The sequence below is a fragment of the Nostoc sp. LEGE 12447 genome, from assembly GCF_015206985.1.
Lineage (GTDB): Bacteria > Cyanobacteriota > Cyanobacteriia > Cyanobacteriales > Nostocaceae > Nostoc.
Map to the genome: position 1 here is coordinate 1 of NZ_JADEXT010000009.1, position 13,113 is coordinate 13,113.

Annotated in this window: 9 protein-coding genes, 1 tRNA gene and 1 pseudogene; 8 read left to right on the forward strand and 3 right to left on the reverse strand. The window is 41.3% G+C overall.

Annotated features, from left to right (window positions below):
* The 3 genes and pseudogenes from IQ274_RS12385 to IQ274_RS12395 form a co-directional block, all read left to right on the forward strand.
* A pseudogene (locus IQ274_RS12385) lies at positions 1–119 on the forward strand (IS630 family transposase); the annotation flags it as partial.
* A gap of 1,018 nt (positions 120–1,137) precedes the next feature.
* A complete protein-coding gene (locus IQ274_RS12390; RefSeq protein WP_194142431.1) occupies positions 1,138–3,087 on the forward strand; it encodes an AMP-dependent synthetase/ligase in 1,950 nt (649 codons plus the stop codon).
* A 42-nt stretch (positions 3,088–3,129) separates the two neighbouring features.
* Positions 3,130–3,579 carry a YlqD family protein gene (locus IQ274_RS12395; protein WP_012412623.1) on the forward strand — a complete coding sequence of 150 codons (450 nt, stop codon included), beginning with the start codon at positions 3,130–3,132 and terminating at the stop codon, positions 3,577–3,579.
* 83 nt (positions 3,580–3,662) lie between these two features.
* Here the strand turns inward: IQ274_RS12395 and IQ274_RS12400 are convergent, their stop codons facing one another.
* Positions 3,663–4,187: a hypothetical protein gene (locus IQ274_RS12400; protein WP_194142432.1), complete on the reverse strand. Its 525-nt coding sequence runs from the start codon at positions 4,185–4,187 to the stop codon at positions 3,663–3,665.
* Between the two features lie 420 nt (positions 4,188–4,607).
* Between IQ274_RS12400 and IQ274_RS12405 the strand changes: the two genes are divergently transcribed.
* Positions 4,608–5,909, forward strand: a complete 1,302-nt coding sequence (locus IQ274_RS12405) for a dihydrolipoamide acetyltransferase family protein (protein ID WP_163929722.1) — start codon at positions 4,608–4,610, stop codon at positions 5,907–5,909.
* A 246-nt stretch (positions 5,910–6,155) separates the two neighbouring features.
* Here IQ274_RS12405 and IQ274_RS37720 read toward each other — a convergent pair whose 3' ends face one another.
* A complete protein-coding gene (locus IQ274_RS37720; protein WP_194142433.1) occupies positions 6,156–8,102 on the reverse strand; it encodes a calcium-binding protein in 1,947 nt (648 codons plus the stop codon).
* 826 nt (positions 8,103–8,928) lie between these two features.
* Positions 8,929–10,110: an RtcB family protein gene (locus IQ274_RS12415; protein WP_194142434.1), complete on the reverse strand. Its 1,182-nt coding sequence runs from the start codon at positions 10,108–10,110 to the stop codon at positions 8,929–8,931.
* Between the two features lie 368 nt (positions 10,111–10,478).
* Here IQ274_RS12415 and IQ274_RS12420 point away from each other — a divergent pair, with 368 nt between their 5' ends.
* From IQ274_RS12420 to IQ274_RS12435, 4 genes are all read left to right on the forward strand, one after another.
* The gene (locus IQ274_RS12420; protein ID WP_194142435.1) at positions 10,479–11,366 is read left to right on the forward strand and encodes a class I SAM-dependent methyltransferase; all 888 of its coding nucleotides are present in this window, start codon (positions 10,479–10,481) and stop codon (positions 11,364–11,366) included.
* The gene (locus IQ274_RS12425; protein ID WP_012412630.1) at positions 11,363–12,091 is read left to right on the forward strand and encodes an HAD family hydrolase; all 729 of its coding nucleotides are present in this window, start codon (positions 11,363–11,365) and stop codon (positions 12,089–12,091) included. Before IQ274_RS12420 ends, IQ274_RS12425 begins: the two co-directional genes overlap by 4 nt.
* 65 nt (positions 12,092–12,156) lie before the next feature.
* Positions 12,157–12,229: transfer RNA gene (locus tag IQ274_RS12430), tRNA-Ala, on the forward strand.
* A 163-nt stretch (positions 12,230–12,392) separates the two neighbouring features.
* Positions 12,393–13,040 (forward strand): Uma2 family endonuclease, encoded by a 648-nt coding sequence (locus IQ274_RS12435; RefSeq protein ID WP_163936870.1) that lies wholly within the window; start codon positions 12,393–12,395, stop codon positions 13,038–13,040.
* Positions 13,041–13,113: the final 73 nt, after the last annotated feature.

The window sequence follows — 13,113 nt, forward strand, 5'->3', positions numbered from 1 at the left end:
GTGCTTTAATTCCAAAATTCTCTCATCTAAAGTGGATGTTTGAGTGGTTCATTCAAAATACTACTTTTGATTTTCCGTCTCTTCAGATGTACGGAGCTTTTTCAAAAATCAAATACTAATCCTATATGTACTCTAACTTCAATTAGTAATTATACTGAGTTAAACTCTGGCGAGGAAACAAAGGTGTAGTCCAAGCCTAAGAGTTTCAAGTAGTTTTTAGCCTTGCATTTCGAGTCTTAGCGGGTTTAGTAATACTCTTTGGTTAAGGCAAAAGATGCGATATATCGGCTTTTTGTGATGTTTATAGCAATCCTGAATCATTGCTGATAAACAAAAACCCCAACTTCTGAAATAAGTCAGGGTTATACGGGTTTCAATTATTGCAATCGAAATAAATTTACTACTGAACGGCGCGATCGCACTGTGAAACTATGTACGTACTGTTCAATATGCTTGTATGAAAATGATAAATACTTACAGCATAAGAGTTTCAGCAATGATAGTCGAATCAGCGTTAGCGTAGCTCATCGTAGACATCGCTTGCATAAGTAGATGTATAAACTATCATTTGGAATGCAAAAATATAGGTGTTGGAAAAAAATAAATTTTTCCAATTTGGCAAACAATCCATCAATTTGGAGAACACTTGGAACAAAAATCAGGACTGAATTTGCAGTATTGACTCCCTGTTAATGAGTACGCTGTACAATAAGGAAAACTCGTAAGTTCAATTTTGGCTATTTGCAATTTTGAACCGTTCCGCGACACTCCATTAAGTTGGGTTTTATCAGCCAGAAAGATTGCTACAAGCTTAGGAAACGCTATGCAAATAGTAATATTGAGCAGCGTTAGCAGTATAGCGTCTATCAAATTCATAGGTAATCATCTCCTGTGAAAAATAGGCGATTGCTATTTTGAGGTGCAAACATAATATTATGTGTAGGATTGACCTTCAGTTCATCTATTGCTTGCACTCTATGTAAACTAACTTTAACATAAATTTTTGTAAATATAAACGTGGAATTTCTGGAATTATTATACACAGAAGGGAATGTGGATAATAAGGACGGTTATTGTAGCGGGATAACAAAATAAACTGGAAAAACAATTAATTTACGATAATTTAGGTAAGGTGTTATGTCAAAAACCCAAACCGCGTCTTCTTTTTTATCTAACATCAGTGAGCAAGAACGTGAGGCATTAAAGCGGTTGGTAGATTACACAAATGTGGAATCGCTACCAGAAGTTTGGCCTTTGGCATCTCAACGATTTGGTGATGTTGTTGCCCTCCGCAGTCCTCACGCCAAACCAGAAATTGTGATTACTTATACACAGTTAGCGGAGCAAATACAATTATTTGCTGCTGGGTTACAGGCGTTGGGAGTGAAGCTAGGCGATCGCATTTCCTTAATTTCTGACAACAGTCCCCGGTGGTTTATTGCCGATCAAGGCATAATGGCTGCTGGTGCAGTTGATGCAGTGCGTAGTTCCCAAGCGGAAAAAGAAGAATTGCTGTTTATCATCGCTAATAGCGGCAGTACGGCAATAGTAGTTGAGGATTTAAAGACACTTAAAAAACTGCAAGACCATCTCAACGATTTACCAATTCAGTTTGCGATCTTAGTTTCAGATGAAGCACCACCAACGGGCGAAACTCTAAAGGTGCTGAATTTTGCACAGTTGATCGAAATTGGGAAAAATCATAATTTTGTGCCAGTTAAACAAAATCGTGACGCTTTGGCAACCCTAATTTATACCTCTGGTACTACAGGTAAACCGAAAGGTGTAATGCTGTCTTATAGCAACTTGATGCACCAAGTAACAACCTTTGGCACAGTATTGCAACCAAATGCGGGCGACATTGTTCTCAGTATTCTACCTTCTTGGCATAGCTACGAGCGGACTGTTGAATATTACCTACTATCTCAAGGTTGTACGCAAGTTTATACCAACTTGCGTTCTGTGAAAGGAGATTTGAGACAATTTAAACCTAATTATATGGTGGGTGTACCCCGCCTGTGGGAATCGATTTATGAAGGAGTGCAAAAGCAGTTTCGCGAACAACCTGCCAAAAAACAACGCCTAATTAACTTTTTGTTGGGCATTAGCGACAAATATATTAAAGCGCGGCGAGTTGCTCAGGGATTGGATTTAAATAATCTTCATGCTTCAGCCATCGAGCGATTAGCAGCTAAGATCCAAGCATTGGCTTTATTACCCCTCCACGCCTTGGGAGAACGATTAGTTTATGCCAAGGTGCGAGAAGCCACAGGAGGACACGTCAAGCAGATGATTAGCGGCGGCGGTGCGCTTCCCAGACACATCGATAACTTCTTTGAAATTATTGGTGTGCAGATTTTGCAAGGCTATGGTTTGACAGAAACTTCTCCTGTTACCCATGTGCGCCGTCCTTGGCGAAATTTGATTGGTGCATCAGGACTACCACTCCCCGCTACAGAAGCTAAAATCGTAGATCCTGAGACAAAAGCGCCTTTGCCAATAGAAAAGCGAGGCTTAGTATTGTTGAGGGGGCCGCAGATTATGCAAGGCTATTACCAAAATCCAGAAGCGACAGCGAAAGCAATTGATGCTGAAGGTTGGTTTGATAGCGGCGATTTGGGCTGGTTGACACCACAAGACGACTTAGTGCTGACTGGCAGAGCAAAGGATACGATTGTATTGACTAACGGGGAAAACATCGAGCCACAGCCGATCGAAGACGCGTGTTTGCGATCGCCCTACATCGATCAAATTATGCTCGTCGGCCAAGATCAGCGCAGCCTGGGAGCCTTGATTGTCCCCAATGTCGAAGCCCTAGAAAAATGGGCGCAGAACGATCCGGCCACTTCTTCACCTAGTCAAAAAATTGACTTGGAGAGTAGAATGATCCAGGATTTATTTCGGCAAGAATTGAATCGAGAAGTGCAAAATCGTCCAGGCTATCGACCGGATGACCGCATTGGGACATTCAAACTCATTCTAGAACCGTTTTCTATCGAAAATGGTTTGATGACACAAACACTAAAAGTTCGCCGACATATCGTCACGGAACGTTATCGCGATATTATTAACGGCATGTTTGCCTGATAATTCCACCTCCCAACTGTAAAGAGTGAACGTGAAATATTTATGGATGTCTCCAAATCTAATTTGCTTCTGAAACGCGTCGTTAACGTCAAAGTTATTGTGACTCCCCTCTGGAAAGAGGAAGTACAACAGCAGTTACAAACCCAGATCAATCAACTCGATCAGCAACTGCAACAGCTAGACGTAGAAGGACAAAGAGCGATCGCAGCAATTCAAAAGCAGAGTCTGCAACCACCCGGGCCCCAGACCCTCCAACAGATTGATAATATCCAACTTCAAGTCAATCAAAAGAAAAGTGAATTTCTAGAACAAAAAAATCAGTTGCTGCAAAATCTCCAGCAAGTGCAGTTTCTCCAGCAAGATCAAGAAGTCAACCAATTCCAAATGGAAGGCTTTTTCCGGGTAGAGATAGGAGATAACCTGATTAGCAAAATGCAAGTCGAAATCGTTCTGCGCGATGGCGTTGTAGAAGAAATTCGCGGTGACATTTAAATTTGTCATTTGTCATTTGTCCGTTGTCATTTGTTTTGTGAGCAATGACCAATGACTGATAACTAATGACCAATGACCAATGACTAATGACAAATGTGATTTAACTTAGTGCGGGAGAGGCTCCCAGCCGAACATTCTACCTGGGAGCCAGCCCAAACAATTTGCCAGACTGGAGGAGAACTAATAAATAGCGATCGCCCGAAGGCTGACATCTCAACTCGATATTTAACTGCACTAACTGCATCATCACCCCGCTTGAATTGGGTAATCGTCACTAAAGCCTGATTTCGTTGTGGATAAGCTACCTCTACCTTTCGCGTTCCTTCCACTGCTGGTATACTGTCAAAGGCATTCAGAGCGAGGGTAGCAGGATCGCTTCCTTGGAGAGATGAGTTGATATTTTCTAAGGGTATAGTTTTATAGTTAGAGCGGTCTGGGTATGCCACAACCTCTTGAGATTGATGTATTGCTCTCACCTGCTGGGTTTGCCCATAACTAGTCTCAACAATCGGTGCAGATTGCTGGCGCTGGGTAATATATACTCCAGCGCCAGCAGTGGCAAAGATACCTAATATCACAATCAAAAAGAATTTTAGCTTTGCCGACATAAAAGTAAACAGGAATTTCAAATAGGTTTATTACCAATTTTGAATTCTAGATTGAACTGCATTCCATATCCTCTACCTGTGAGCAGCTCTTGTATCTTAAGCATCCGGTATGAGGATGTATAAATAGCAATCCCATTTAATCTGTAGAAACTCATGGTGGTTTTTGCAAGTCAACGATTAAAACAAGATCGAGATATTGGCTAACCCCTAAGGATTGCTCTGCTCTGTATTATTTATAGACATCCAATTTACATTTAGGTTCCTGGGGTTAAGAGTTAGGAACTCTCCCAATACCAATTTCCAATTCCCTATTCCCAATCTAAAATATAAAATCTCCAGCCCAAAACTCTCCTGCCAAGATACAATTCGATCTGATGAAAGCTGTTAAAGTCCATAAACCATTGATTTCCAAACCACCCTATGAGCATTCATGAAGTATTTATGCCGGCGCTGAGTTCCACCATGACGGAAGGCAAAATCGTCTCCTGGGTGAAATCGCCAGGGGACAAAGTGGAAAAAGGCGAAACAGTGGTGGTTGTAGAGTCAGATAAAGCAGATATGGATGTAGAAACCTTTTATGAAGGCTTTCTTGCCCATATCATAGTTGAAGCTGGTGAAACTGCCCCGGTAGGATCTGCGATCGCCTTCATAGCCGAAACTGAAGCTGAAATTGAACAGGCGAAATCTCTTGCCAATTCCTCTGGCGTGGCTGCTACTACTACCTCTGCCCCTGAGCCAATCCCCGCCACAGCCTCAGTTGCAACACCTGCCTTAGCGTCTCAAAACGGCTCTAATCACAAAGAAGGCAGACTTGTAGTTTCACCCCGTGCCCGCAAATTAGCCAAAGAACTCAAAGTTGATTTAACTACACTCCAAGGCAGTGGCCCCTACGGTCGCATTGTCGCCGAAGATGTAGAAGCATTGTCCAATAAGGGCAAACAACCCGCCACTGCTCCAGTTGCCCCACCAGCAGCTGTACCAACCAGCGCCCCAGTTGCATCCCCAGCACCTCGCACACCAGCACCCGCGCCAGTGGTAGCTGCTGTTCCTGGTCAAATCGTACCTCTAACTACCTTCCAAAATGCCGTAGTGCGGAACATGGTAGCCACCATATCCGTGCCCGTCTTCCGTGTCGGTTATACAATTACCACTGACGGATTAGACAAACTTTATAAACAAATTAAATCCAAAGGCGTGACAATGACAGCGCTACTGGCGAAAGCTGTAGCAGTGACATTGCAAAAACACCCATTGTTAAATGCTAGCTATTCAGACCAGGGTATTGTTTATCATTCTGATATCAACATTTCCGTAGCCGTAGCGATGGATGATGGCGGATTAATTACACCTGTGCTGCAAAATGCAGATGCAGTGGATATTTATTCTCTATCGCGTACTTGGAAGTCTTTGGTAGAACGTGCCAGAGCAAAACAACTACAACCCCAAGAATATAACAGTGGTACTTTTACTCTGTCTAATTTGGGGATGTTTGGCGTAGACAAATTTGATGCGATTTTACCGCCTGGACAAGGTTCAATTTTAGCGATCGGGGCATCCCGTCCGCAAGTAGTAGCAACACCCGACGGTTTATTCGGCGTGCGGCAACAAATGCAGGTGAATATTACTTCTGACCACCGCATTATTTACGGTGCCCATGCTGCGGCGTTCTTGCAAGATTTAGCAAAATTGATTGAGACAAATCCTCAATCTTTGACAATGTAATTTTGAAAAGACACCAAATTTAAATGTTAGCGCTATGAGCGAACAGCCTTTTTCGTAGAGTAGCGCTAACAATAAACAACACCTAAACTTAAATTTTTATGAACAAACCTTGATCTGTTTCTCCCTTTGAAGCCATCAAAAAAATGGATTTACTACCAAACATTGTTGCCTTGGCACACTACTAGGGAGAAACAGTTAATTCACGAAAAGCTTGGGTTGCGTTGATGTCAGGAAAACCGAAATGGATTAAACAACTACAAAGTTGCTGACGCTTAGTGAAGATACACCGTTTAATTGTGCGAATTTTTTCTGAGCAAATCCACTATTGCTCCCATCTTGGTCAAAGTAAAGCGCCCCTGAGCTACTGTCGAAAATCAATCGCTGATCTTTTGTTGTTGCAGTTGTACCGAGGGTAAATTGACTAGGAAGGATTGAATTTGGTGATAAACTGCCACCGAAACCCACAGCAGATAATTGAATGTAGTCAATGAGACCGAAGTCATAGATAACATCAAGCCCTTCGTTAGAACTATTGAAAACAAAGGTATCTTGATTTGCACCACCAGTCAGAAAATCATTACCACCACCACCGATCAAGACATCACTCCCATCACCGCCAATTAGAGTATCATTATCGTTGCCACCGTTGAGAGTACTACTACCGCCAGCACCAAAGGCAGATAGATAATCATTACCATCGCCACCATTTAGCAAGTTATTCTTATATGAATTCTCAACAGTCAAGCGATCGTTACCTGTACCACCATCGAGATTATTGGTACTAAATGAAGAGTTAGCATTTAAGGTGTCATTACCCGTACCACCCTTCAAAGTAAAGAAGGTGTTATCGAAATGGAAGCTAGCGCCAGCAGCAGATAGATAATCATCTCCATCGCCACCATCTAGTATATTAGTACCAGATGAATAGTCTGCGTAAATGAAATCGTTACCTGCACCACCATTCAAGAAGTTACCACCATAGGTAGCTTTAGCATTTAAGGTGTCATGACCTGTACCACCATTCAGGGTATTACTGCTGCCAAAGAAGCCGGAGTAGCTATTAGCAATAGATAAATAATCATTGCCATCGCCACCATCTAGTAGGCTCGCTCCACCTGTAGCTTCTGCATATAAAAAGTCGTTACCTGTGCCACCATAGATGGTATTCTTATTACGTGAATTGTCGCTAACACGTAAGAGATCGTTACCTGCACCTCCATTGAGGGTGTCATTGCCACCACTGCCGCCGTTGAGTGTATCGTCGCCGTTGCTGCCTACAATATTGTCGTTATATGCTGTACCTTTGATTTCTAATCGTTCGATATTCTTGTAGCGGACTTGATTTGTATCGGCAGTAATGGAACCTTGGTTAATGCTAGGGTTGTATGTTGAGGTGATACCTGCGATCGCATTACTATAGTCAATGTACAAGTAATCATTACCTGTTCCTCCATCAACTGTTTGAGTTACCAAGGAATAGAGAACAGTTTCTGGGCTACTAATATAGAAAGAGTCATCACCACTATCACCATTGAGAGTGTTAGCACCCTGAACTCCATAGGCATAAAAAGTGTCTGCTCCGTTTCCACCTGAAACTGTATTCTTGCCTTTCCATTGATAATTAATGTCAAGGGTGTCATTTCCATCACCTCCGTCGAGAACATTATTACCAGCAGACAAATCAGCTGCAATATAATCATTTCCGGTTCCACCCCGAAGGGTATTGTTTCCTACGGCGTAGCGAGCAGAAAGACGATCATCTTCAGAACCACCATCTAAGATATTTTTTCCATAAGAGAAGGAAATATCTAAGGTATCGTTTCCACTTCCACCCTTAAGGGTGTTATTTCCAGTCGAGCTATAAACGTAAAGTTCATCATTTCCCGCCCCACCATCTAAAAGGTTGTTCCCAGAAGAGTTGGCGGCATAGAAGGAATCATTACCGGCTTCACCATATAGATTATTATTACCCTCTTCTCCGTTTAAATAGTCATTACCTAAGCCACCATAAAGATAGTCATCACCTAAACCTCCATAGAGTTTGTCATTATCCTCATCACCATAAAGATAGTCATTACCTAAGCCTCCATAGAGGTTGTCGTCTCCCGCAAATCCTATAACGGTATCATTCTCATTACCACCATAAAGAAAATCAAGGTAATTTTTATTATCTGTACCCTTGATAATTGCCATAAATTTAGTTCCCTTGAAATCAAAGTTTTACACAGTTTTTAAGTTTTCAATTTGCATTTAGTGCTGTTGTAATGCACTAATGATTACCGAAAGTTTGCACCATCGGCGGGCTTTGTGTCGCTATGAGGCGGCACCATTTCTGTATGAAGATTGACCCAGTTGATGGGTTTACTGGTAATACTTTAATAGTTGTCTAACGTTTTTCAGAAATATCTCTAGCCTTGGGAACTGCACACGTTAGAGCAATAAATCATCTCAGGCTCTTATTAATGCTCTTTGGAGTCAATAGTAATTTTGCCAAATATGTCAAACAATTAATGGCGTAAAATCTGCCTGGGAAGCTATAAAGCTTCAATTAATAGGTTATCATCCTGCCAGAAGAGCGCATTTTCTTTGACACTAAACTTTACTTTCTTCTACCCAAATATTTGCCCCTTTAAAAACTCAAGATTTCAAAATGGAAGAGGTTTATATACATGATGAGCTAGACTGTCATGTATAACTTGGGATAATAAATCAATATTTAGGCACTAGATAAAAGCCTCAAGTACCACTACGTACAGAAGATGGTAAATTTGAAACTGATTATAGAAATTTACCGAAGCAGTTAAGGTCGATTTGCCTAATCGATGAAGCAAAGCATGGGAGAAAGTTTAGAAATAGCTGAGAAAAATTAAGTAACCAGAAGTGAAGTGATATAAATTTTTGCTTGCGGTGGCGAATTGTATTAAGTGTTATCTCTAGGCTACTTAATATCTATGCACTTACCTCAGCGTGCCTCTGCATTTAAAAAAGAAAAAAGGTGGGCATTACCCACCTGACAAATTTATCCTTTAACACAAAGAACTTGCTTTAGTGTTGCTACAACTTCAACTAAATCTGCTTGATTTGCCATCACTTGTTCTATCGGCTTATAAGCACCTGGAATTTCATCTAACACGCCCTCATCTTTGCGGCATTCTACACCATTTGTTTGCTCTATCAAATCATCAAGTGTGTAGACATTTTTTGCCTTATTTCTAGACATCAAACGCCCCGCGCCGTGAGAACAAGAACAGAAACTATGAGCATTACCTTTACCCTTAACGATGAAAGACTTTGCTCCCATCGAACCAGGAATAATCCCATAATCTTCAGTCTGGGCACGAACTGCACCCTTACGAGTAACATATACATCCTCGTCAAAATGCACTTCTTTTTCGGCGTAATTGTGATGACAATTAACTTGTAATAAAGGTTTAGTTGCTTTCCCGCCTACCAGATGTTTTTCAACTATGTGCTTAAAACGCGCCATCATCACATCGCGGTTGACACGCGCATAGTTTTGTGACCATTGCAAATCATGCCAATATGCCTGGAATTCTGGCGTACCAGCGACAAAGTGAGCCAAATCAGGGTCAGGTAATTTATTACCTGCCATTTTTGCTAATTCTCTGGCTGTGTGAATATGACACTGGGCAAGTTTATTGCCGATGTTACGTGAACCAGAATGCAGCATCAACCAAACTTGATTCTCTGTATCGAGGCACACTTCAATAAAGTGATTTCCTCCACCGAGAGAACCCATCTGTTTCATTGCTTTACCTTGCAGGTCTTGCACACCGCGATGTAAGTCTTTAAAATCATCCCAGTGTTGCCAGTTACTGACAGATTTTTCAACGTCTTTATTCTCGTTGAATCCAGTCGGAATTGCTGCTTCAATATCCAGGCGGATTTTTTTGAGTTTACCTTCGATTTGTTCGGTGGTAAATGCTGTTTTGATCGCGCTCATCCCACAACCAATATCCACGCCTACAGCAGCAGGGATAATTGCCTCTTTGGTTGCAATTACAGAACCAACTAAAGCACCTTTGCCTAAGTGGACATCTGGCATTAAGGCCACGTGCTTAAACACAAATGGTAATGATGCTACATTCTTTGCCATCTTGGTTTCTTCTGGGCCCAAAGAGTGATTTGCCCAAGATAAAACGGGTGCTGGTGTAGTAATTTCTAACTTTTCGTAGGGCATAATTTATTCTATTTGGGATTTTAAATTTTAGATTAGGTCTACGCCACTGATAATTTATCTAGTAGTTTTTTAGTATTTGTAGTAAACACTAAATTTATTACTACTAACTTGCTTACTCATAAATTTAAACTTGACATACTACTTAGTTGTAGCAATTTAAATGTTTATTGTCTTTCATTTAACTCGTTCAGTCTTCGTGAAGCTGAAGAACTACTTTTAGGAGTAGCATATTTATACTACAAATGTAACTCATGTTATTACATGCGTCAAGTCCATACCAGAGAGAGAAAACAGATGTTTTCTAGATATATTAAAATTTGTAAAGAAAATTGCTCTGTTTAAATAAGCTCTTAAAGTTCTGACACAATATGGCAGTGCGTCAAGATACAATCTGGGAACGTTTTTTATCTCCTGTAGTGCGTCTTTTGATTGATGAAGACGGGTTACAGCGTTACGCTGATAGTATTGACTGGGAGAAAGAGGGCGATCGCTTCCGGCGAGATGATGTGATAATTCCCTCGTACTACAGCAGTCAAAACTTTCACGGGATTACAGGTGGCTATCTCACTTACAATGCAGCAGTTACTTACGATCCGATTACACAATATGTTCTACCGCCTAATGAAACTACTGTCCGTCAAGCTTTAGTTGATGCTGTTAAGGTAAAACCACGACGCATACTTGACTTAGGTTGTGGCACAGGTTCCACTACTTTAATGTTAAAACGGGCTTTTCCCGAAGCGGAAGTTATTGGTTTGGATTTATCACCCTATATGCTGGTAAGGGCAGAAGATAAAGCTAGAAATGCTGGTTTAGAGATAGTCTGGCGACACGGAAATGCAGAAAAAACCAGTTTCAGAGATGCAACATTTGACTTAGTGACAGCTTCTTTGCTATTCCACGAAACTCCAAATGAGGTGTCCTTAGCAATTTTGCAGGAAAGCTTTCGGTTGCTAGTAACTGGAGGGCAAGTACTAATTCTAGATGGGAATCAAAAGACTCTGCGGCAGCTAGAATGGCTTAATGATGTTTTTGAAGAGCCATATATTCGTGAGTATGCTGCTGGTAGTATAGAGGCAAATATGGGTGCGGCCGGATTTGAAGCAGTGCGATCGCAGGATGTATGGTGGATAAATCAGGTAACTGGCGGCGTTAAACCGATCGCAACTGAAAATGTCCGTCGTTATACTCCCACATCAGTAGATAATAATGATTTGGAGGGACTTGGATCTCCCGCATTTGGCATAATCGCATGAGTTTAAAGGCAGTTCTCTTTGATTTCAATGGTGTCATCATTAACGATGAGCCAATCCACCTACAACTGATCGATGAGATTCTCATTGAAGAAAATCTCCAACCCCAAAAGGTGAGTGAGCGTCAAGCTTCTCTTGGACGCAGCGATCGCGCTTGTTTTCAGCAACTACTCGCTAATCGTGGTAGAGTCGCCAACGAAAACTACTTAACTCAGTTGTTGTACCGCAAAGCCCAAGCTTATACGGTGGAGTTAGAGAAAATAGAGAAACTGCCTTTATATCCAGGTGTTGAAGACTTAATATATCAGGTGCGATCGCGAAATTTGAAATTAGGATTAGTCAGTGGCGCTCTTCGCCAAGAAATAGAGTTGGTACTCCATCGTGCCAAACTAGACCAACATTTTAAAATTATCGTTGCGGGCGATGACATAACCACCAGTAAACCAGAACCTGATGGTTATTTACTGGCAGTAAAATGCCTAAATAAAGAATATCCTGAATTAAACCTTCAACCACAAGAGTGTCTGGCAATTGAAGATACCCCCGCAGGTATTGCCGCAGCGAAGCGATCGCAGATGCAAGTTGTTGGTGTAGCGAACACTTACCCATTCCACATGCTTCAGCGCTGCTGTAACTGGACTGTTGATTATCTCAGTGATTTAGAACTGGAACGCGTGCAGAAGATTTATTCTCAAAAAGAGCCTCAGCCATCGGCAACTGAATGTTAGAATACTCTATGGTGATAGTCTATTGAGTTAATGAGTAATATTACTCTTGACTTAGCAACGATTCAGGGGAATTAGCTCAGTTGGTAGAGCGCTGCGATCGCACCGCAGAGGCCATCGGTTCAAATCCGTTATTCTCCATTTGTACATTAGCAAATTATATGTCGCAATTTGCTAATTAAAGTTAGATAAGAATGATAAAGGTGCGGTGTGGGAAGAGGGGAGCGTTGGTCGCCTTTTCCCTAACCCCTTTATTTAATTATTTTGTTCTGCCTGAGTTTGAATAAAGAGGAGAAAGTTTGGTATGTTACTTGAACTCAATCAACTAATTGTTAGAGCTGGTCATCAGTTGTTGATTAAAGATATCTCCTGGTCGGTATACAAACGTATTTTGGCAGAATTGGGGGACAATCGCAGTTCTAGGATAGGTTACAGTCAAGGAGTGCTGGAAATAATGGCTCCATTACCAGAGCATGAAGTAGCTAAAGTTATTATTGGAGACTTGGTAAAAGTTTTATTAGAAGAACTCGATCTGGAATTTTGGAGTTTGGGATCTACGACTTTTGATAAACAAAGTATGGATGCTGGGGTAGAACCTGATGATTGTTTCTACATCCAAAATGAAGCTAGAATTAGGGGCAAAGATAGAATCAATTTAGAAACTGACCCACCTCCAGATTTGGCTATTGAAATTGATATTACCTCCCGCACTCGTTTCAATAATTATCAAGCGTTGAGAGTACCAGAACTGTGGCGATGGAATGGAAGCAAGTTGGAAATAAACGTGCTGCTCGATGGTAAATATGTAGAATCAAATACCAGTTCTATTTTCCCTAATCTTCCAATTCAGCAAGTGATTCCCGAATATTTGATCCTGAGTAAGACCAATGGAAGGAATGCGACAATGAAAGCATTTCGTGTATGGGCAAGACAGCAAATAGGAGTGATTTAGTTACAATCCAATTGGTATTCCATTGATTCCACTCCTGACGTTGATGGTGAGTCTGGCATTGTGGTGTTTGTTG

What these genes read in the sequence shown, in the direction of transcription:
- IQ274_RS12395 (WP_012412623.1), top strand. Translation starts at nt 3,130, where the DNA reads ATGGATGTCTCCAAATCTAATTTGCTTCTGAAACGCGTCGTTAACGTC.
- IQ274_RS12415 (WP_194142434.1), bottom strand. Translation starts at nt 10,110, where the DNA reads ATGCCCTACGAAAAGTTAGAAATTACTACACCAGCACCCGTTTTATCT.
- IQ274_RS12420 (WP_194142435.1), top strand. Translation starts at nt 10,479, where the DNA reads ATGGCAGTGCGTCAAGATACAATCTGGGAACGTTTTTTATCTCCTGTA.
- IQ274_RS12425 (WP_012412630.1), top strand. Translation starts at nt 11,363, where the DNA reads ATGAGTTTAAAGGCAGTTCTCTTTGATTTCAATGGTGTCATCATTAAC.
- IQ274_RS37720 (WP_194142433.1), bottom strand. Translation starts at nt 8,102, where the DNA reads ATGGCAATTATCAAGGGTACAGATAATAAAAATTACCTTGATTTTCTT.
- IQ274_RS12405 (WP_163929722.1), top strand. Translation starts at nt 4,608, where the DNA reads ATGAGCATTCATGAAGTATTTATGCCGGCGCTGAGTTCCACCATGACG.
- IQ274_RS12400 (WP_194142432.1), bottom strand. Translation starts at nt 4,187, where the DNA reads ATGTCGGCAAAGCTAAAATTCTTTTTGATTGTGATATTAGGTATCTTT.
- IQ274_RS12390 (WP_194142431.1), top strand. Translation starts at nt 1,138, where the DNA reads ATGTCAAAAACCCAAACCGCGTCTTCTTTTTTATCTAACATCAGTGAG.
- IQ274_RS12435 (WP_163936870.1), top strand. Translation starts at nt 12,393, where the DNA reads ATGTTACTTGAACTCAATCAACTAATTGTTAGAGCTGGTCATCAGTTG.